Source organism: Streptomyces sp. NPDC030183 (assembly GCF_055573455.1).
In genome coordinates, this window is sequence record NZ_JBVIBK010000045.1 from 1 (window position 1) to 20,061 (window position 20,061).

General features: G+C 70.5%; 19 protein-coding genes and 1 riboswitch. Of the genes, 10 read left to right on the plus strand and 9 right to left on the minus strand.

Annotation, left to right across the window (positions count from 1 at the left end; genetic code table 11):
- Nucleotides 1-23: 23 nt before the first annotated feature.
- Nucleotides 24-908 carry an IS982 family transposase gene (locus ACZ4Z2_RS35350; RefSeq protein WP_468081712.1) on the minus strand — a complete coding sequence of 295 codons (885 nt, stop codon included), beginning with the start codon at nucleotides 906-908 and terminating at the stop codon, nucleotides 24-26.
- A 315-nt stretch (nucleotides 909-1,223) separates the two neighbouring features.
- Between ACZ4Z2_RS35350 and ACZ4Z2_RS35355 the strand changes: the two genes are divergently transcribed.
- From ACZ4Z2_RS35355 to def, 8 genes are all read left to right on the plus strand, one after another.
- A complete protein-coding gene (locus ACZ4Z2_RS35355; protein ID WP_468081743.1) occupies nucleotides 1,224-2,039 on the plus strand; it encodes an SOS response-associated peptidase in 816 nt (271 codons plus the stop codon).
- 10 nt (nucleotides 2,040-2,049) lie between these two features.
- Nucleotides 2,050-2,685: an alpha/beta hydrolase family protein gene (locus tag ACZ4Z2_RS35360; RefSeq protein ID WP_468081744.1), complete on the plus strand. Its 636-nt coding sequence runs from the start codon at nucleotides 2,050-2,052 to the stop codon at nucleotides 2,683-2,685.
- A 427-nt stretch (nucleotides 2,686-3,112) separates the two neighbouring features.
- Entirely contained in the window at nucleotides 3,113-3,784 is a 672-nt protein-coding gene (gene sigR / locus ACZ4Z2_RS35365) for an RNA polymerase sigma factor SigR (protein WP_055523577.1), read from the plus strand.
- Nucleotides 3,781-4,092: a mycothiol system anti-sigma-R factor gene (gene rsrA / locus ACZ4Z2_RS35370; RefSeq protein ID WP_468081713.1), complete on the plus strand. Its 312-nt coding sequence runs from the start codon at nucleotides 3,781-3,783 to the stop codon at nucleotides 4,090-4,092. Before sigR ends, rsrA begins: the two co-directional genes overlap by 4 nt.
- Before the next feature lie 314 nt (nucleotides 4,093-4,406).
- Nucleotides 4,407-5,864, plus strand: a complete 1,458-nt coding sequence (locus ACZ4Z2_RS35375; protein ID WP_468081714.1) for an HD-GYP domain-containing protein — start codon at nucleotides 4,407-4,409, stop codon at nucleotides 5,862-5,864.
- Nucleotides 5,861-7,171: an HD-GYP domain-containing protein gene (locus tag ACZ4Z2_RS35380; protein WP_468081715.1), complete on the plus strand. Its 1,311-nt coding sequence runs from the start codon at nucleotides 5,861-5,863 to the stop codon at nucleotides 7,169-7,171. Before ACZ4Z2_RS35375 ends, ACZ4Z2_RS35380 begins: the two co-directional genes overlap by 4 nt.
- 126 nt (nucleotides 7,172-7,297) lie before the next feature.
- Nucleotides 7,298-8,305 carry a tetratricopeptide repeat protein gene (locus ACZ4Z2_RS35385; protein ID WP_055518996.1) on the plus strand — a complete coding sequence of 336 codons (1,008 nt, stop codon included), beginning with the start codon at nucleotides 7,298-7,300 and terminating at the stop codon, nucleotides 8,303-8,305.
- 114 nt (nucleotides 8,306-8,419) lie between these two features.
- Nucleotides 8,420-9,070: a peptide deformylase gene (gene def, locus ACZ4Z2_RS35390; RefSeq protein ID WP_468081716.1), complete on the plus strand. Its 651-nt coding sequence runs from the start codon at nucleotides 8,420-8,422 to the stop codon at nucleotides 9,068-9,070.
- Nucleotides 9,071-9,165: 95 nt separating this feature from the next.
- Here def and ACZ4Z2_RS35395 read toward each other — a convergent pair whose 3' ends face one another.
- Nucleotides 9,166-10,131 carry a GlxA family transcriptional regulator gene (locus tag ACZ4Z2_RS35395; RefSeq protein ID WP_468081717.1) on the minus strand — a complete coding sequence of 322 codons (966 nt, stop codon included), beginning with the start codon at nucleotides 10,129-10,131 and terminating at the stop codon, nucleotides 9,166-9,168.
- 93 nt (nucleotides 10,132-10,224) lie between these two features.
- Between ACZ4Z2_RS35395 and ACZ4Z2_RS35400 the strand changes: the two genes are divergently transcribed.
- Both ACZ4Z2_RS35400 and ACZ4Z2_RS35405 read left to right on the plus strand, forming a co-directional pair.
- Nucleotides 10,225-10,440, plus strand: coding sequence for a hypothetical protein (locus ACZ4Z2_RS35400; RefSeq protein WP_468081718.1), 216 nt, complete (start codon nucleotides 10,225-10,227; stop codon nucleotides 10,438-10,440).
- 66 nt (nucleotides 10,441-10,506) lie between these two features.
- Nucleotides 10,507-11,304, plus strand: coding sequence for a hypothetical protein (locus tag ACZ4Z2_RS35405; RefSeq protein ID WP_468081719.1), 798 nt, complete (start codon nucleotides 10,507-10,509; stop codon nucleotides 11,302-11,304).
- 58 nt (nucleotides 11,305-11,362) lie between these two features.
- Here ACZ4Z2_RS35405 and ACZ4Z2_RS35410 read toward each other — a convergent pair whose 3' ends face one another.
- From ACZ4Z2_RS35410 to ACZ4Z2_RS35440, 7 genes are all read right to left on the minus strand, one after another.
- Complete coding sequence (locus ACZ4Z2_RS35410; protein ID WP_468081720.1) at nucleotides 11,363-12,373, minus strand: ribonucleotide-diphosphate reductase subunit beta; 1,011 nt, start codon at nucleotides 12,371-12,373, stop codon at nucleotides 11,363-11,365.
- Nucleotides 12,373-14,799 (minus strand): ribonucleoside-diphosphate reductase subunit alpha, encoded by a 2,427-nt coding sequence (locus tag ACZ4Z2_RS35415; protein WP_468081721.1) that lies wholly within the window; start codon nucleotides 14,797-14,799, stop codon nucleotides 12,373-12,375. The genes ACZ4Z2_RS35410 and ACZ4Z2_RS35415 overlap by 1 nt, the downstream gene beginning before the upstream one ends.
- 125 nt (nucleotides 14,800-14,924) lie before the next feature.
- A riboswitch (cobalamin riboswitch) is annotated at nucleotides 14,925-15,048 on the minus strand.
- Between the two features lie 62 nt (nucleotides 15,049-15,110).
- Nucleotides 15,111-15,617 carry a GNAT family N-acetyltransferase gene (locus tag ACZ4Z2_RS35420; RefSeq protein WP_468081722.1) on the minus strand — a complete coding sequence of 169 codons (507 nt, stop codon included), beginning with the start codon at nucleotides 15,615-15,617 and terminating at the stop codon, nucleotides 15,111-15,113.
- A 160-nt stretch (nucleotides 15,618-15,777) separates the two neighbouring features.
- Entirely contained in the window at nucleotides 15,778-16,767 is a 990-nt protein-coding gene (locus tag ACZ4Z2_RS35425) for a nucleoside hydrolase (RefSeq protein ID WP_468081723.1), read from the minus strand.
- 175 nt (nucleotides 16,768-16,942) lie between these two features.
- On the minus strand, nucleotides 16,943-18,580 hold the full coding sequence (gene mctP, locus ACZ4Z2_RS35430; RefSeq protein WP_468081725.1) for a monocarboxylate uptake permease MctP: 1,638 nt from the start codon (nucleotides 18,578-18,580) through the stop codon (nucleotides 16,943-16,945).
- Nucleotides 18,577-18,858: a DUF3311 domain-containing protein gene (locus ACZ4Z2_RS35435; protein WP_468081727.1), complete on the minus strand. Its 282-nt coding sequence runs from the start codon at nucleotides 18,856-18,858 to the stop codon at nucleotides 18,577-18,579. Before ACZ4Z2_RS35435 ends, mctP begins: the two co-directional genes overlap by 4 nt.
- A 220-nt stretch (nucleotides 18,859-19,078) precedes the next feature.
- A complete protein-coding gene (locus ACZ4Z2_RS35440; protein ID WP_141574277.1) occupies nucleotides 19,079-19,843 on the minus strand; it encodes a GntR family transcriptional regulator in 765 nt (254 codons plus the stop codon).
- Between the last annotated feature and the right edge of the window lie 218 nt (nucleotides 19,844-20,061).

The following is a 20,061-nucleotide window of genomic DNA, read 5'->3' on the forward strand; positions in this document are numbered from 1 at the left end:
CTAGATGAATGAGTCGGATGTCTTCAGTGGTCGTACGCGATCAGCGAGCGTTTGACTGTGGCTCCGGTGGTCCAGTTGTGCCAGATCGCCGTGGCCAGGGCCAGCAGGCGTTGGGCGGTGCGGGCGAAGACTCCGGCCGGGGATCTGCCGCCGTGCTGTTCCAGGCTGAGCTGGCCCTTGAGGGTGTCGATGACGGCCTCGATCCACTGGCGGACACGGGCGATCTTGCCGAAGCGGGCCAGTTCGTCCTTGCGGTCCGGCCGCACCAGGTGGGCGCCGAGCCGGTCGGTGACGAAGGCTTCGAACTCCCGGCCGGCGAAGCCCTTGTCGGCCAGGATCACCTGCCCGGCGCGGACCAGGTGGTGGTCGCGTTCCAGCAGAGCGGCCATCACTTCCCGCTCACCGAGCTTCGGGTCGGCCAGACACCAGGTGACGGGCATGCCTTCGGCGGTCGTGACCAGGTAGAGCCGGAATCCCCAGAAGAAGCGGGAGTGGCTGCGGCAGTAGCCGTATCCGGCGTGCCCGGCCAGGCCGGAGCGTTTGACGGTCTCGCGGGAAGCGGCGCAGGGCAGCGGGGTGGAGTCGATCAGCCGGAGGCTGTCGTGCCAGGTCGGCACCTGCCGGGCGAGCATCTCGATCACGTGGCTGATCAGCGGCCCGGCAGAGTTGAGGCGCTTGTTGTAGGCGGACTGCTGGGGCAGGTAGCGGAAGAGATGCCCGAGGCGGGCGTGGGCGAACCGGATCCAGTGTCGGGCGGAGGGGAAGCCGAGCAGGACTTGGGCGACCGCCAGGCACAGCAGTTCGGCGTCCGTGAGTTTCGGGGGTCGCCCGATCCGGCGACAAGGCGCCACGTGGTCGTCGATGAACACGTACAGTGCCGCCAGAAGGGCGTCCAGGTTTGTCTTCACACACTGACCAACGGGCGCCCTTCGCCATGGTGGCGACCAGCACACACATCGGACTCATTCATCTAGGGGGCGGACGGTAAGTGAGACGCCGGGGTGCCGGGGATCGTTCCTGAGGGGAAACGGGCTGGTCGGAGGGGGTGCGCGGGGAGCGGTTCAGGGGCGTCCCGGACCGAGGAGGGCGCCGCCGTCGCCCGCCTCACGGCTGGCACACTGGTGGGCACCGGTTCGCCACCGCACTGGGCCGGTGGTCTGTCACCCTTGGATGTGTCCGGGCGTAGGATCCGGTGTTTGCGCAGGTCGGAGGGGTGGTTCGAGATGTGCGGGCGGTATGCGTCGAGTCGCAGGCCGGAGGATCTCGCGGGAGTCTTCGAGGTCGAGAAGTGGGAACCGGAGGAGACCCTGGAGCCCGACTACAACGTGGCTCCCACCAAGGAGGTCTACGCGGTTCTCGACCGCCCCCTGAAGGACGCCGACGACAAGAGGCCGGTCCGCCAGCTGCGCAAGCTGAAGTGGGGGCTCGTCCCGTCCTGGTCCAAGAACCCCGAGGGCGCCGCCCGGATGATCAACGCGCGCGCCGAGACCGTCCACGAGAAGCCCTCGTACCGCCGTGCTTTCGCGTCCCGGCGCTGCATCCTGCCCGCCGACGGCTACTACGAGTGGGTCACCGGCAAGCACGAGCGGGACCTGGAGGTCGAGGGCAAGAAGAAGCGGCCGCGCAAGCAGCCCTACTTCGTGCTCCCCGCCGACGGCTCCGTGTTCGCCATGGCCGGGCTGTACGAGTTCTGGCGGGACAGGACCCTGCCGGACGACCACCCGCGGGCATGGTGGGTCACCTGCTCGGTGATCACGACGGAGGCCGAGACGACCCCGCTGGCCGTGGCGCCCGCGGAGGGCCCGTTCACGCTGGCCGAGATCCACCCCCGGATGCCGTTGATGCTCACGCCCGACCGGTGGGACAGCTGGCTGGACCCGGCCCGGACGGACCCCGACGATCTGCGCGGCCTGCTGGAGCCGCCGCCCGCCGGGCTGATGCGCGCCTACCCCGTCTCCACGGCTGTCAGCAACGTCCGCAACAACGCCCCGGAGCTGCTGAAGGAGCTGGAGGGCCCCGAGGAGGGCACACTCTTCTGACGTGAAGGCGATCAGAGAAGAGATCGACACCGAGGCCGGAACGGCGCGGGTCACCTGGCACGAGGCGCGGGACGCCCGGTGGGTGCTCGCCGCCGGACACGGCGCGGGCGGGGGCGTCGAGGCGCGCGACCTCCAGGCCCTCGCCGCCGTCCTCCCGGCGCACGGGGTGACCGTCGCGCTCGTCGAGCAGCCGTGGCGGGTGGCCGGCAAGAAGCTCGCGCCGGCGCCGAAGACCCTGGACGCCGGCTGGCGGGACCTGTGGCCCGCGCTGGTCGAGCCGGGGCTGCCGGTGATCGCGGGCGGGCGCAGCGCCGGGGCCCGGGTGGCCTGCCGTACCGCGACGGAACTGGGCGCGGCGGCCGTGCTCGCGCTGAGCTTCCCGCTGCATCCGCCGGGCAAGCCGGAGAAGTCCCGCGCCGGCGAACTGCTCGGCGCGGGGGTGCCCACGCTCGTCGTCCAGGGCGGGAACGACCCGTTCGGGAGGCCGGAGGAGTTCCCGGACGGCCCGCACGCGCTCGTGGAGGTGCCGTACGGCGATCACGGCTTCGCCGTACCGAAGCGGGCGCCCCTCGATCAGGAGGCGGCCCTGAAGGTGATCACCGACGGTGTAGCGGAGTGGATCACGTCGCTGGGCCCCAAGAGCTGAACTCCTCCGGGCCGCAAGGGCTGAACGCCTTCGGGCCGTAGAGGCTGAGCCCCTCCGGGCCGCAAGGGCTCAGCCTCTCCGGGCCGTACGGGCTGGGCCCCTCCGGGCCGTACGGATCGGGATCGCCCGCCGAGGCGAGTGGAATGTGTCACTCGGTAAGGAGTCGGTGGGAGTCCGGGAATGTTGCGTGACGGTCCTCTGTTGTGCGGATCAGACAGCGCGTAACCGTGCTGACCGTCGTACGCGAGAGGAAGTCCGCCGCATGGGTTCGACCATCTGCCCGACCCGCAGCAGCCGCGCTGACCTGGACTGGACGGTGCTGCACGCGGCGAAGAGCGCCCCTATTCGGGCGGCGGCGGGTGCGGATCGTCGTCTATCCTCCGAATCTGGTGGTACCGCTTTCGGTATCGCACAGACACTGGAGGAGGTGGGTCCGGTCACTGGGACCGACGCAGGGACCGAACGGGGCCAGGCGGAGCAGCCCGAGGGCACGGAGACCGCCGCGGACCGCAACGCTCGTTTCGAGCGGGACGCGCTGGAGTTCCTCGACCAGATGTACTCGGCCGCGCTGCGCATGACGCGCAATCCGGCCGACGCCGAGGACCTGGTGCAGGAGACGTACGCGAAGGCGTACGCGTCCTTCCACCAGTTCCGCGAGGGCACCAACCTGAAGGCCTGGCTGTACCGCATCCTCACGAACACCTTCATCAACTCGTACCGCAAGAAGCAGCGCGAGCCGCAGCGCAGTGCGGCCGAGGAGATCGAGGACTGGCAGCTGGCGCGCGCCGAGTCGCACATGTCGACGGGCCTGCGCTCGGCGGAGTCGCAGGCGCTCGATCACCTGCCCGACTCGGACGTGAAGGAAGCGCTGCAGGCGATCCCCGAGGAATTCCGCATCGCCGTGTACCTCGCCGATGTCGAGGGCTTTGCGTACAAGGAGATCGCCGACATCATGGGGACACCCATCGGTACGGTGATGTCCCGGCTGCACCGGGGCCGCCGTCAACTGCGCGGCATGCTCGAGGACTACGCCCGTGACCGCGGGCTTGTCCCGGCCGGCGCCGGAGAGTCGAACGAAGCGAAAGGCTCGGGCTCATGAGCTGCGGAGAGCCGCACGAGACGGATTGCAGCGAGATCCTCGATCATCTCTACGAGTTCCTCGACCGTGAGATGCCCGACGCCGACTGCACCAAGTTCGAGCACCACTTCGAGGAGTGCTCGCCGTGCCTGGAGAAGTACGGCCTCGAACAGGCCGTCAAGAAGCTGGTCAAGCGGTGCTGCGGGCAGGACGACGTGCCGACCGACCTGCGCGCCAAGGTGATGGGGCGGATCGAGCTGATCCGTTCCGGGCAGAGCGTCCCCGAGCACGAGGTGACGGCCGCGCCGGCGACACCGCGGGAGACCTGAGCACCACGCACCAGCGGTACGCGCGAAGCCGTGCACGTGAGGTGAACCGAGCCCGTTGCGGGTACGGCCGTCAGGCCGCCCTCGCAACGGGCTCAGTCGTATGCCGTGCCCCGGTGGCCGGCTCCCTACGACCGACCGACGAACCGTCACCAAGGGCCGGTCCGCTGCCTGGAGGGGAACGCACCCGCCCCCAAGGGCCCATTTCACCCGAAGGAGTTAATCCGGCCCATGAGGCCCTGGGGATTCTCCCGTAGGCACCCCCACCCCCGCGGACCCGCCCTACGCTCCGGAAGCTGAATCTCGGGAGGGGTGCCATGAGGTCGGTTTCGGCGTGGGCACGCGTGTACGTCGCCTGTACCGTGCTCGCGGCCCTCGCCTGCCTCGCCGGCCTCCCGGGCGCACGCGCCCCCTGGTGGGCGGTGGTCCTGTTCGCCGTGCTGTACGCCGGGTGCGAGCAGATCACCCGGTGCCGCTTCGTCGGCCACCTCGCCCCCCGGGGCATGGGCACCTTCTTCCCGGTCCTCCTCGCGGGCGCCTTCCTGCTGCCGGCCCCCGTCGCCGCGCTGGTCGCGGTGCCGGGAGCGCTGATGTCCCGCGTCGAGCGGCGGCCACGTCTGCTGCGGCGGGTCTGGCGGGCGGCGCAGCTGGTCCTCGCGGTGTGGGCCGCCTCCCAGGCGCACGGGGCGCTCGGCGGACGGGACGCGGTCGCCGGCCCCGACTTCCCCTACGCGCTGCTGCCCGCCGGGGCCGCCGTGCTGACGTTCTGCGGCGTGTTCACCCTCCTCGACGGCGGCATCCTCGCCCTCGCCGAGCGGGCGCCGTGGCGTACCGCCTGGCGGGGGCTGTTCCTCCGGGCGCTGGCACCCGTCGCCGCGCACGGGCTTGCGGGGCTGATGATGGCCGTGCTCTGGCGCAGCCCGTACGGGCCCGTCGCCGCGCTGCTGGTCCTGCTGCCGATGTACGTGTCCTGCTGGGTCTTCGCGCAGTACCACCGCGAGCGAGCGGCGCACCAGGCGACCATCCGGGCGCTCGTACAGGCCGTCGACATCAAGGACGCCTATACGCGCGGGCACAGCGAACGGGTCGGGCAGGCGTCCATGATGATCGCCCGGGAGCTGGGCATGGACGACGAGCGCGCCGAAGTGCTGCGTTTCGCCGGGATCCTGCACGACGTGGGGAAGCTGGGGGTGCCCACACGGCTGCTGCGCAAGGACGGGCCGCTGACCCCGCAGGAGCGGCGGATCGTCGAACTGCATCCCGAGTACGGGCACGAGATGGTGCGCGGGATCTCCTTCCTGGGGGAGGCGCGGGCGGCGGTCCTGCACCACCACGAGCGGATGGACGGAAGCGGATACCCGCACGGACTGGTCGGGAGTCAGATCCCGGAGTTCGCGCGGCTGGTCGCGGTGGCCGACGCGTTCGACGCGATGACCTCGACCCGGTCCTACCGGCGGGGTCGTCCGGTCGCCGCCGCGCTGGCGGAGCTGGAGCGCTGCGCCGGGACACAGTTCGACCCCGTGATGGTGGGCGCGCTGGGACGGGCCCTGTCCCGGTGCGGCTGGGAGCCCCTGGTGACCGCCGGGCCGTGCGGAAACGTACCGGCGCCGGGTGCTCCGGGTGCTCCGGGTGCGCCGGGTGCTCCGGTGGCCGAGCGGGGCGCGGTCGCGCGCGAAGCGGTCGAGCGTGACGGGGCCGGGCCGGACGTGGTCGAGCGTGACGTGGCCGGGCCGGACGTGGTCGAGCCGGGCGCCGCGGGGAGGCGTGGTCGGTGAGTTCCCCGAGGGCGCCCCGGATACCGCTCCTCCTGTTCCTTCTCCGCTGCCTCGCCGTCCTGCTCGTGCTCGCCGCGCTCGGCCACACCTTCCGGTACGGCCTCGACGAGCCCGGGGTCGCCCTCGTGTTCGGTGCGCTCGTGGCGGCGGGGGAGCTGTCCCGCTGGCACGGCGCGGAAGGGCGGGAACAGGCGCCGCTGGGTGCGGCCGGGGGGCTCGCGTACGCGTTGCTGAGCGAGAACGCGGGGCGATCGGCGCAGCACGGGGTGCTCCAGGTCGTGGCCGTCGTCGCCGTGGGCGCGCTGCTCGGGTGCGCCCCGCGTCTCGGGTGCGCTCCGCGTCTCCGGTGCGCTCCGCGTCTCGGGTGTGTGTCACCCACGGCCGCGAGGCGCGGCACCGGTGCCGACCATCTCACCCGGCGCGTGCTCACCGTCGGCTTCGCCGCCGTCTGCTTCCGGCCCTTGCACGACAGCGGGCGGCTGCTGGGCTGGAGCGGGCACGCGCGCGTGCTGCTGCTCGTCGGGCTCCTCGTGGTGACCGCCCTGTGCGACGCCGTCCTGGCGGCGGGCCTGGCACGGGCACGGACCCGGTGGCCGTACGGGCCTCTGCTGCGGGACGAACTGCGCGGGCTGCTCGGGATCGGCTCGGCGGTGTGCGCGACCGGGGTCGTGATGGCCGTGGCGGTCGGGGTCGCCGGGCTGTGGGCGTTGCCCGTGTTCTCGGTTCCGCTGCTGCTCACCCAGCTGTCGTTCCGGCGGTACGCGGCGGTGCGGACCACGTACCGGCAGACCATCGCCTCGCTGGCCCGGGCCACGGAGATCGCCGGGTACACCCCGCCGGGCCATGCCCGCAGGGTCGCCGCGCTCAGCCGCGAGGTGGGGCGGGAGCTGGGGCTCGGCGAGCGGGAGCTGACCGTACTGGAGTACGCGGCACTCATGCACGACATCGGACAGCTCAGCCTGGTCGACCCGGTGCCGGCCGGCGCCACCGCCGGTCTCCCCGCGGCCCAGCAGCGCCGGATCGCGCTGCTGGGCGGCGCGGTCGTCCGGCAGACCGGAGTGGACACCCAGGTCGCCGTGGTGGTGGAGCGCCAGGCCGATCCGTACCGCGAGCAGCCGGTCGGCGCACGGATCGTCCGGGCGGTGAACGCATACGAGGAGAAGACGCGGGAAGCAGGGCCCGCAGGGCCGCTCCGGGCGCTGGAGGAACTGCGGCTCGCGACAGCGCACGACTATCAGCCAGAGGTGGTCGAATCGCTCGCCAGGGTGGTCGCACGAGGCGGTCTTACCGTGCCCGCGGCGGGGTAACCCATGGGTAATGAGCGGCTCTCCTTCCGTCCGTGGTTGGATGCGAGGGAGAGGGTGTACCGGGGGCGACGGCCGGCCCACTCCACGGAAACGGCAGGCGGGAACCGTAACTGGCAGGCGGGAATCGTGAGGATCTTCGGCAAGGGACGGCATCGGCCCTCCGCCTCCTGGCGGCAGGCCACCGACCGGGCTTTCACGCTGATCGGCGACGGTCGTTACGAGGACGCCGGAGCGCTGCTGACACGTGCCGCGGACCTGGAGCCATGGCTGTCCGAGTCCTGGTTCAACCTCGCCCTGCTGCACAAGTTCCGGCACGACTGGGAGCAGGCCAGGGCGGCCGGGCTCAGGGCCGTCGCACTGCTCGACCGGGAGACCGGCGCGCCCGACTGGTGGAACGTGGGCATCGCCGCCACCGCCCTGCAGGACTGGCCGCTGGCGCGCCGCGCCTGGCAGGCGTACGGACTGCGGGTGCCCGGCGGTGCGGCCCGGCCGAAGCCCGGGGGCGGCGTCGCGGACACCGGGGAGCCGGTCGGCATGGACCTGGGCAGCGCAGCCGTGCGGCTGTCGCCGGAGGGTGAGGCCGAGGTCGTGTGGGGGCGCAGGCTCGACCCGGCACGCATAGAGGTGCTGTCCATTCCCCTGCCGTCGTCCGGGCGGCGCTGGGGCGAGGTCGTACTGCACGACGGGGTCCCGCACGGCGAGCGGACCACGGCCGCCGGACACGCGTACCCGGTGTTCGACGAGATCGAACTGTGGGCGCCGTCGCCGGTGCCGACCTGGGTGGTGCTGCTGGAGGCCGCCACCGAGTCGGACCGGGACGCCCTGGAGCGGCTCGCGGCCGACGCGGGCTTCGCAGCCGAGGACTGGTCGTCGTCGGTGCGGCTGCTGTGCCGGCTGTGTTCGGAGTCCCGGATGCCGTCCGACGAGGGCGACGGGGACCACATGGACCCGCACGATCACAGCGAGCCGGGGCATCCGGGGCCGCTGGGGCATGTCACCGACGGACAGTTGTGGGTGCCCGAGCGGGAGTGCGGCATCGCCGCGCCGGCGTCGTTGGTGCGGGGGCTGCTGGACGGATGGGTCGCGGACAGCCCGGACTCCCGGGACTGGCGGGACCTCGAAGAGGTCTGCTAGGGGCGGTGCGACCGTGGCTGCCGGTCATGCGGTTACCCGCGCTCCTGCGCGGCGCTGCCCGTACCCTGTATCAGCAACTCACCCCTTGTTTTTTGAGGAAGGCGTACGTCTGTCATGGCTCAGCAGGACACCGAACAGCAGCACGTGGGCGTGCTCCCCGTCGATGACGAGGGGTTCGTCGTCGACACGGAGGACTGCGAGGAGCGCGAGCAGGCGTACCGCGAGCGCGGCACTTCGCGGCCCATCACCGTCGTCGGGAACCCGGTCCTGCACAAGGAGTGCAAGGACGTCACCGAGTTCGACGACGAACTAGCCAAGCTGGTCGACGACATGTTCGCCAGCCAGCGCACCGCCGAGGGCGTGGGCCTCGCCGCCAACCAGATCGGCGTCGACCTGAAGGTGTTCGTGTACGACTGCCCCGACGACGAGGGCAACCGCCACGTCGGCGTCGTCTGCAACCCCAAGCTTGTCGAACTGCCCGCCGAGAAGCGCCGCTTGGACGACAGCAACGAGGGCTGCCTGTCGGTGCCGACCGCGTACATGCCGCTCGCCCGGCCCGACTACGCCGAGGTCACCGGCCAGGACGAGAAGGGCAACCCCATCAAGGTGCGTGGCACCGGGTACTTCGCGCGCTGCCTCCAGCACGAGACCGACCACCTGTACGGCTACCTGTACATCGACCGGCTCTCCAAGCGCGACCGCAAGGACGCGCTGCGGCAGATGGCCGAGAACGAGCCCCGCTACCCCGTCGTCGCGAACGACTGAAGCCACCGCGCGAACGACTGAAGCCACCGCGCCGACATCCCGGGCGTGCGATCAGGGCGGCTGCGGGCCGCCCCGACGCACGCCCGGCGTCGTTCTCAGGCCGCGGCCTCCGGACCCCGGAAGGTACGGCGGTACGCCTGCGGGGTCGTCCCCAGTGACCGTACGAACTGATGACGCAGGGTGGCCGCCGTACCGAAACCCGTGCGCCAGGCGATCGTGTCCATCGTCTCGTCCGTCGCCTCCAGCAACCGCTGGGCCAGCAGCACCCGTTGCCGCAGGATCCAGCGGTACGGAGTGGTCCCCGTCTCCTGCTGGAAGCGGCGGGCGAACGTCCGCGGCGACATATGAGCGCGTTCCGCGAGCTGCTCGACCGTGACCTCCTCGTCGAGGTGGCGCTCCATCCACGCCAGCACCTCGCCGACCGTGTCGCACTGGGAGCGGGGCAGCGGCCGCTCGATGTACTGGGCCTGGCCCCCGTCCCGGTGCGGCGGCACGACCATCCGCCGGGCGATCTTGTTGGCGACCTCCGGTCCTTGCTCCTTGCGGACGATGTGCAGACACGCGTCGATTCCGGCGGCCGTGCCCGCCGAGGTGATCACCGGGTCCTCGTCCACGTACAGCACGTCGGGCTCCACCACCGCGCGCGGATACTGCCGGGCCAGTTCCTCGGAGTGCCGCCAGTGCACCGCGCAGCGCCGGCCGTCCAGCAGACCGGCGGCGCCGAGGACGAACACCCCCGAGCACACGCTGAGCACCCGGGTGCCCCGGTCGGCGGCCCGGCGCAGCGCGTCCAGCAGGTCCGCCGGATAGATCCGCCGCACATAGCTCTCGCCCGCCGGGACGACGATCAGATCGGCCTCGTCGAGCCGGTCCAGCCCGTGCGGCGTCGAGATCGTGAACCCGGCGTGCGTCCGCAGGGTCGGGCCCTCCGCCGACGCGACGGCGAAGTCGTACACCGGAAGGTCCTCGTCGCTGCGGTCCAGGCCGAAGACCTCGCAGACGACACCGAGTTCGAAGGGATGCACACCGTCCAGGAGGACGGCCGCCACATTGGTGAGCATGTCTCCAGTGTGCCTCGGAAGTGGCAGTAATTGGAGGCCGCACGGCAGTACTGCCACTGTTTGTCAGGAGTGTTCCGCGCGACAGTGGTGTCCATGAACACCACACAGCTGCAAGCGCTCATCGGAACACTGGCCGTGCTCGGCCTGCTCGCCCTGGTCGTGCTGCCCGCTCTCATCGGCGTCGTCCACGACCGGCGCGTGGACCGGCAGCTCAGGCAGGCCGCGGAACGGCAGGCCGCCATCGACGGGGCCCGGTCCGACCGGCCCACCACCGGCTCCGCCTCGCGCCGCTTCGCCCGCACGGTCTGATCGCATATCCGTACGACACCCGTGTTTCTCCGTGTGTAGCCTCTCCCCGACCACAAGGGGAGGATCATGAGACACGGAACGCGTCCCGCGCACGGCCGCGCCCTGGCCGTCGCGGGCGGGGCGGCGGCCCTGGTGCTGCTGGCGGCGACGGGCGCTCAGGCCGAGGGGAAGGGCGACGTCCGGGTGACGAAGACGGTCGTCAACCGCGGCGGGAACGTCATCATCGGGACATCGAAGACCGTCACGTACCCGATCGCCGTCACCATCAAGGACAACTCGGGCGCCAGGAAGATCACCGATCTGAGCACCTTCAACAGGTCCAACGGCTACGGCTTCATCACCTGGGACGATGACTCGTCCTGCGTCAAGAAGAGCGCGACGACATCGGTGTGCACGGGGACGATGAGGGTCGACCCCGGCTGGATCGCCGACAGCGACGACATCGACTCCAATCGTGTCGCCGGGGTCTGGCAGGTCAACGCCACCGTCAAGGCCAACGACGGCGACTACTGGATCTCCGACAACATTGCCCGTTACAAGGTCAAGCGTGCCGCCAAACTGACCACCGCCATCGCGCCCGACAAGGTCGCCAAGGGTTCGAAGGTCACCGTCACCGGCACGCTGTCCCGCGCCAACTGGGAGACCCTGAAGTACAACGGGTTCAAGGGGCAGCCGGTCCGGCTCCAGTTCAAGAAGAACGGCGCCGCCCGCTACACCACCGTGCAGACGGTGGAGTCGGGTAGCGCCGGAAGGCTCAGCACCAAGGTGACCGTCGACGCGGCGGGCAGCTGGCGCTGGTACTTCCCCGGTCTGACGTCGACCGCGCGGGTCATCTCGGCCGGGGACACGATCACGCTCAAGTGACCCCCCCGGGACGGGTGAGCCGGCCCGCCGCTTGCGGGGCGGGGCCGGCTCACCGCTCCTAGAAGTCCTCGTCCAGGTCGACGGTGCCCTCCACCGCCACCTGGTACGCGGACGGACGCCGCTCGAAGAAGTTGGTCAACTCCTGGACGCCCTGCAGCTCCATGAAGGAGAAGGGGTTCTCCGAGCCGTACACCGGCGCGAAGCCGAGCCGCGTCAGCCGCTGGTCGGCCACGCACTCCAGGTACTGCCGCATCGAGTCGGTGTTCATGCCCGGCAGGCCGTCACCGCACAGGTCACGGGCGAACTGCAGCTCGGCCTCCACGGCCTCCCGCAGCATGTCCGTCACCTGCTGCTGGAGCTCGTCGTCGAAGAGGTCCGGCTCCTCCTTGCGGACGGTGTCGACCACGTCGAACGCGAAGCTCATGTGCATCGTCTCGTCGCGGAACACCCAGTTGGTGCCCGTCGCCAGACCGTGCAGCAGGCCCCGGCTGCGGAACCAGTAGACGTACGCGAAGGCGCCGTAGAAGAACAGGCCCTCGATGCACGCGGCGAAGCAGATGAGGTTGAGCAGGAAGCGGCGGCGGTCCGCCCTGGACTCCAGGCGGTCCAGCTTCTCCACCGAGTCCATCCACCTGAAGCAGAACTCGGCCTTCTCCCGGATGGACGGGATGTTCTCCACCGCCGCGAAGGCCGCCGCCCTGTCCTCCGGGTCGGGCAGGTAGGTGTCCAGCAGCGTCAGGTAGAACTGGACGTGCACGGCCTCCTCGAAGAGCTGCCGCGACAGGTACAGCCGCGCCTCGGGGGAGTTGATGTGCTTGTACAGCGTCAGCACCAGGTTGTTGGCGACGATCGAGTCGCCCGTCGCGAAGAACGCGACCAGCCGGCCGATCAGATGCTGCTCGGCGGGGCTGAGCTTCGCGAGGTCGGCGACGTCCGAGTGGAGGTCGACCTCCTCCACGGTCCAGGTGTTCTTGATGGCGTCCCGGTAGCGCTCGTAGAAGTCCGGGTAGCGCATGGGGCGCAGAGTCAGCTCGAAGCCGGGGTCGAGAAGGTTCTGATTGCTGGGCATTACTGGCAGGCCTCGCAGGACTCGGGGTTCTCAAGGGAGCAGGCGACGGCGTCGGGGTCGGCCACCTGCTGGACGGGGACGGTCTTGTCGGGCTGGGCAGACAGCTGCGTCTGGCCCTGGCCCTGGGCGGCGCGGGCGATGCGGGTCGCCGGACGCGAGCGCAGGTAGTACGTCGTCTTCAGCCCCGACTTCCAGGCGTAGGCGTACATCGAGGAGAGCTTGCCGATGGTGGGCGTCTCCAGGAACAGGTTCAGCGACTGGGCCTGGTCCAGATACGGGGTGCGGGCGGCGGCCATGTCGATGAGACCGCGCTGGGGGATCTCCCAGGCCGTGCGGTACAGCGCCCGGACGTCGGCCGGGATCCACGCGAAGTCCTGCACCGAGCCGTTCGAGTCGCGCAGGGCCTCCCGGGTGCGGGCGTCCCACACGCCCAGCTCCTTGAGGTCCTTCACCAGATAGGAGTTGACCTGCAGGAACTCACCGGAGAGGGTCTCCCGCTTGAACAGGTTGGACACCTGCGGCTCGATGCACTCGTACACACCGGCGATCGAGGCGATCGTCGCGGTGGGCGCGATGGCGAGGAGCAGCGAGTTGCGCAGGCCGACCGCGGCGATGCGCTCGCGCAGGGCCGCCCAGCGCTCCGGCCAGGTGAACTCGACGCCGTAGTGGTCGGGGTGCAGCACACCGCGGGCCGTACGGGTCTTCTCCCAGGCCGGCAGCGGGCCGTTGCGCTCGGCGAGGTCGGCGGACGCCTCGTAGGCGGCGAGCATGACGCGCTCGGCGATCCGGGTGGACAGGGCCTTCGCCTCGGCCGAGTCGAAGGGCAGCCGCAGCTTGAAGAAGACGTCCTGGAGGCCCATCGCGCCGAGACCGACCGGGCGCCACTTGGCGTTCGAACGGCCCGCCTGCTCGGTGGGGTAGAAGTTGATGTCGACGACCCGGTCCAGGAAGGTCACGGCGGTGCGGACGGTCTCGTCCAGCCGCTGCCAGTCGAGGTCACCGGTCGCGAGGTCGACGAAGGCGCCCAGGTTCACCGAGCCCAGGTTGCAGACCGCCGTCTCCCCGTCGTCCGTGACTTCCAGGATCTCCGTGCAGAGGTTGGAGGAGTGGACCACGTGGCCCGGCTCGGCCGTCTGGTTGGCGGTGCGGTTGGCGGCGTCCTTGAACGTCATCCAGCCGTTTCCGGTCTGCGCGAGCGTGCGCATCATGCGGCCGTACAGGTCACGGGCCGGGATGGTCTTCCGCGCCAGCCCGTCCGCCTCCGCCCTGCGGTACGCGGCGTCGAACTCCTCGCCCCACAGGTCGACCAGTTCCGGCACGTCGGCCGGGGAGAACAGCGACCACTGCTCGTCCGCGTTGACCCGTCGCATGAACTCGTCCGGGATCCAGTGCGCCAGGTTCAGGTTGTGCGTACGGCGGGCGTCCTCACCGGTGTTGTCGCGCAGCTCCAGGAACTCCTCGATGTCGGAGTGCCAGGTCTCCAGGTAGACCGCGGCCGCGCCCTTGCGCCGGCCGCCCTGGTTCACGGCGGCGACCGAGGCGTCCAGGGTCTTCAGGAACGGCACGATGCCGTTGGAGTGCCCGTTGGTGCCCCGGATCAGCGAACCGCGCGAACGGATGCGGGAGTACGACAGCCCGATGCCGCCGGCGTGCTTCGAGAGGCGGGCCACCTGGTGGTAGCGGTCGTAGATGGAGTCCAGCTCGTCCAGCGGGGAGTCGAGGAGGTAGCAGGACGACATCTGGGGGTGTCGCGTACCGGAGTTGAAGAGGGTGGGGGATGAGGGCAGGTAGTCGAGGCGGCTCATCAGGCCGTACAGCGCGGCGACCTCGTCCACGGACCGAGCGGTGTCGTCCTCCGCGAGGCCGGCCGCCACCCGCAGCATGAAGTGCTGCGGCGTCTCCACGACCTTGCGGGTGATCGGGTGCCTGAGGAGGTAGCGGCTGTGCAGTGTGCGCAGCCCGAAGTAGCCGAAGCGGTCGTCCGCGGCGGGGTCGACGAGCGCGTCGAGCCGCTCCGCGTGCCGGCGCGCGAACTCCGCCGTGCGGTCGGCGATGAGCCCTTCCCGGTGGCCCACGGCGACGGACTCCGTGAACGTCGTGACGCCCTGGGAGGCGGCCTCGGCGCGGATGGAGATCGTCAGCAACCGGGCGGCCAGCTTCGAGTAGGCGGGGTCCTCGGAGATGAGGCCGGCGGCCGCCTCCGTGGCCAGCTCGCGCAGCTCCGTCTCGTCCGCCCGCGCGGACCGGCCGCGCAGCGCGGCGGCGGCGACCCGACCGGGGTCGGCGTCGGGCAGGTCGGCGGTCAGCTCGGTCAGGGTCCGCAGCAACGCGGCACCGGGACCGTCGGTCTCCGTCGCCGGGGAGGCGGGAGCCGGTCCGGCGGGGGCCGGGGTGGCTGAAACCGGGTCGGCTGGCGCGATGGTCACGTGGGGGCTCTCCCTCGCTCGGCACGGGGCCCAGCGGAGGGCAGGCAGCAGCACACGAGCGCACGGGGGCGTCGCGTCCACCGGCCCACTCCACGAGGCCCGGACGTCAGGGCACCCGGACCGGACGGCCGGGCGCACTGTCGGCAGGTCCTCGGACTGGACTCGCGTGCGAACGCACGCAAGTACACCGTTGCGGGACAGTTCCGGATTCGCACCGGATTCCCCTGCGGCGACAGCGAGCATGAGCATACATCTTGTGTTGGGCTGCCGGTCCACCCCCAGATGTAGTGTCGCGGTGACTTCGGAGCGTGTCATAGCGTCAACTCATAGGTGAGCAGGGTCAGGTCCGGAAGGTGTGGGACGGGGTTCCAGTCGCGTGCCGGCGTTCGAACAAAGCCCAGCCGTTCGTAGATGCGGTGGGCGGAATGCATGGTCCGCTGGGTCGACAGCACGACCCGGACGCAGCCCTCGACGGCTCTGGCGCGCTCGACGCAGTGGCGCACGAGGGCCTCGCCGATGCCGCGGCCACGGGCGGCGTGCTCGACCGCCAGCATCCGGATCTCGGCCTCCCCGGAGGTGGCGATATCGGCCATGGCGCCTCCGGCCGGGACGAAGGTCACGCCGCCGACCACCCGCCCCTCCGTCACGGCCACGAGCACCTCGGCCGCGGCGGCCCGCCGCGCCACGTCCCGCAGTTCGCCGAGGTATGCGTCGCTCTCGCCGAAGTCCAGCAAGCCGTCCGCCAGGTAGGCCTGGGCGGTGATGTCGCCGAGGTCGGTGTACTCGTCGGGGGAGATGTGCCGGATCGTGATGTCCATGGATCGCAGTCTGCACGAGGAGGCGGTCGGCAGGTCCGCGGTTGTCCACAGGGGCGGTTGATCGTGTGATTGTCGGTGTGGCTGAGGGCTGAGGGCTGAGGGCTGAGGGCTGAGGGCTGAGGGCTGAGGGCTGAGGGCGGGGCGGCGGGTGGTGGGTCGGTCAGGGCAGTGCCGGCCAGTGCGGCAGCGTCGTCACGAAGTGCTCGCTGAAGTCGCGGGGGCCGGGGCCCAGGGCGACGCGGCCGGTGACGCGGAGGCGGGCTGTCAGGGAGGGGGACTCGGAGTAGTAGATCCGCTGGGCGTCGGCCGGCACGAACACGCTCTGGCCGCGTGTGAGTTCGCTCGCGCACTCCACGACGACGGCCCCCTCGGCGGCCGTCACGAACGCCTCGTCCCCGCACACCCCCACCGCCAGCGGGTCGTGCAGCGGACACGTGCCGTCCCCGCCGTGGCGGGTGTAGGCGTTCATGTACGTCCGCATCAGCCGTGCGGCGAGCGCCGTGCCCGGGCCCGCCGCCTCCAGCGCCGCGAGGTCCGCGGGGCGGAACAGCCAGCCGTGGGAGGCGTCCAGGTCGACCATGGTGAAGGGGATACCGGAGGAGAGCACGATCTCGGCGGCGTCCGGGTCGGACCAGATGTTGAACTCGGCGACCGGGGTGAAGTTCCCCGGCACCTGCGCGGCGCCGCCCATGAACACGAACTTCGCGACGCGGCGGGCGAAACCGGGATCCTCCAGCAGGGCGATCGCGACGTTCGTGAGCGGGCCGGTGGCGCACACCGTCAACTCGCCCTCATGCTCACGGGACAGACGCAGCAGGGCCTGGGCGGAGGACTCCGTGGGGTGCGGGGCGGTGGAGTCGGGCAGGGACTCGTCGCCGAGGCCGGCCCGGCCGTGGAAGGCGGATGCCTCGCGGTAGGGGAGGCGGGACAGGGGGCGGCCGGCGCCCCGGTGGACGGGGACGTCCGTGTCGATGCGGAGGGCTCGGGCCAGGGCGCGGGCGTTGCTGTAGGTGGCTTCGGCGGGGAGGTTGCCGCCGACCGAGGTGTAGGCCCTGAGGTCCCACAGGCCCGTGCCGAGGAGGTACTGGAGGGCTACGGCGTCGTCGATACCGGGGTCGCTGTCCAGGACGATCGGTGTGGGGACGGTCACGGGGTCAGGGTAGCCGGGGGTGTGTCTGCTTTTCGGGTCCCTTGGGCGCCTATGAGATCGGGGGGTTCGCCGCGTCGGCGGGCGCGGGTTCGTCGTGGTCGCTCGCGCGGTTCCCCGCGCCCCTTCTGGGCCTTCGGCCCTTCAAAGGGGCGCGGGGAAGCCGCGTGTCAGAGCGTCAGTGGCTCGAACCCGCCGTCGCCGGGGGCAGTTCCACCTGGACGCCCGCGTCGCCCGCGTCGGCCGTGTAGTCGCTCGGCTTGGTCTCGTCGATGCCGTCGGGGGCCTTGGCCGCCCGGAGGACGAAGGTGAGGACCACGGTCACGGCCACGTTGAGGAGGAACGCCGTGAGGCCGATGTAGCCGATCTCGCCGATGCCGGGGATCTCCGCGGAGGAGCCGCCGAAGTGCTTCTGGGACGGGTTGGTCGGGGAGGCGACCCCGTACGCGGCCAGGGTGCCGTAGATCATGCCGACCGCCCAGCCGGCGAGCAGGGCCCAGCGGTGGAACCAGCGGGTGAACAGGCCACCGACCAGGGCCGGGAAGGTCTGGAGGATCCAGATGCCGCCGAGGAGCTGGAAGTTGATGGCGACGGTCTTGTCCATCGTCAGGACGAAGACCAGCGCGCCGACCTTCACCAGCAGCGACACCAGCTTGGAGACCTTGGTCTCCTGCGCGGGCGTGGCGTCCGGCTTGATGAAGTCCTTGTAGATGTTGCGGGTGAAGAGGTTCGCCGCGGCGATGGACATGATCGCCGCCGGCACCAGCGCGCCGATGCCGATCGCCGCGAAGGCCACGCCCGTGAACCAGTCCGGGAACATGGTTTCGAACAGCTGCGGGATGGCCAGCTGGCCGTTCTGCACGTTGACGCCGGCCGCGATCGCCATGAAGCCCAGCAGCGCCAGCAGGCCCAGCATCAGCGAGTACAGCGGCAGGATCGTGGTGTTGCGGCGGATCACCTCGCGGCTCTTCGAGGACAGCGTCGCGGTGATCGAGTGCGGGTACATGAAGAGCGCGAGCGCCGAGCCGAGGGCCAGGGTCGCGTATGTCCACTGGTTGGCGTCGCCCGGGACCAGGGCCCCGCGCGGCGCGCCGGTCACCTTGTTGGTCTGGCCGTACGCCTCGCTCGCCTTGGCGAAGATGTCGTCGAAGCCGCCGAGTTTGATCGGGATGTAGATGATCGCCACCGCGATGACGATGTAGATCAGGGTGTCCTTCACGAACGCGATCAGCGCGGGGGCGCGGAGGCCGGAGGAGTAGGTGTACGCGGCCAGGACGCCGAAGGCGATCAGCAGCGGCAGGTCCTTGATGAACCAGTTGGTGTTCTCGCCGCCGCCGACGCCCATCACGTCCAGCACGGCCTGGATGCCGACGAGCTGGAGGGCGATGTAGGGCATCGTCGCCAGAATGCCGGTCAGGGCCACCGCGAGCGACAGGCCCTTCGAGCCGAAGCGACCGCGGACGAAGTCCGACGTGGTCACGTACCCGTGCCGGTGCGAGACCGACCACAGGCGGGGCAGGAATGTGAAGATGAGCGGGTACACCAGGATCGTGTAGGGCACCGCGAAGAAGCCGGCCGCGCCCGCCGCGTAGATCGCCGCCGGTACGGCGACGAAGGTGTACGCGGTGTAGAGGTCGCCGCCGAGCAGGAACCAGGTGATCCAGGTGCCGAACGACCGTCCGCCCAGGCCCCATTCGTCGAGGCTGTGCTCGTTCTCGGCCCTGCGCCAGCGGGCGGCCATGAAGCCCATGACCGTGACGGCCAGGAAGAAGAAGATGAAGACGGCGAGTGCCACGCCGTTCACGCCGTCCTTCATCGCGCCACACCCCCGTCCTCGGAACGCCGGGCCTTGCGGGCTCGCTGGTCACGCTGCCACAGCACGTACGCGACGGCCGTGAGCGCGGTCGAGATCAGCACCCAGGCCATCTGGTACCAGTAGAAGAACGGGATGCCGGCGAACGCCGGGTCCGTCTTGGCGTACGAGCCGACCCAGAGCATCGCCACGAACGGGGCGAACAAGCACAGGGCGATGACCACTCTGACAGGTGTCACCACCGGCGTCTCCGGTGATTTCACGTCGGGCGCATTGGACATACCAGGGCTCCGTCCCCTCACTGATCACCTGAGCAATGCGCAGGAAATCTAAGGGACTGCTCCGCCGCGCGTAACCCCTGTTCGCATAACGGATTTGCGGAGGTACTGCGTCCCGACGGTGTCCCGATTGCGTCTCGACTGCGTCTCGACTGCGTCCCGTGCGTCCGGAGATCACGCACGGGACGGTTGCCGCCGCAGGGGATCGGTCGCCGTGGACCGGTCAGTCCTGCGGGCGCTTCAGGCGCGCCACGAACTTGTAGCGGTCGCCCCGGTAGACGGACCGCACCCACTCCACCGGCTGGCCCTCCTTGTCCAGGGAGTGGCGGGAGAGCATCAGCATCGGCAGGCCCACGTCCGTGCCGAGCAGGCCGGCCTCGCGCGGGGTGGCCAGCGAGGTCTCGATGGTCTCCTCGGCCTCGGCGAGATGGACGTCGTACACCTCGGCGAGCGCGGTGTAGAGGGAGGTGTACTTCACCAGTGACCTGCGCAGGGCGGGGAAGCGCTTGGCGGACAGATGGGTCGTCTCGATGGCCATCGGCTCGCCGTTCGCCATGCGGAGCCGCTCGATCCGCAGCACCCGTCCGCCCGCCGTGATGTCCAGCAGCCCGGCCAGGGTGTCGTCGGCGGTGATGTAGCCGATGTCCAGCAGCTGGGAGGTCGGTTCCAGTCCCTGGGCGCGCATGTCCTCGGTGTACGAGGTGAGTTGCAGGGCCTGGGAGACCTTCGGCTTGGCGACGAACGTGCCCTTGCCCTGGATGCGCTCCAGGCGCCCCTCGACCACCAGCTCCTGCAGAGCCTGCCGCACGGTCGTGCGTGAGGTGTCGAACTCGGCGGCGAGCGTCCGCTCCGGCGGGACCGGCGTGCCGGGGGGCAGGGTTTCGGTCATGTCGAGCAGGTGCTTCTTCAGACGGTAGTACTTGGGCACGCGCGCGGTACGGACGTTCGCCCCGTTCTCGTTCTCCGCACTGCTGACGTCGGTGCTCATGCTCCGCCTTCCCGGCTCCTAGTGGCGTGATCCTTCTGTATACCCGCACGGCCCCCGCTGGTCTAGTCCATGGAGAGGGCTCCGCTGGTCTACTCCGGGAAGGTGCAGTGGTCTACCCGAAGAGTGTGACTCAGTCGCTCGGTTTTCGCTGCCTTCTTACATAAAGGTTCTTGCATATGTAGGTCGCATAACGGCTGGTGAGAGCCGGTTCGCGCACC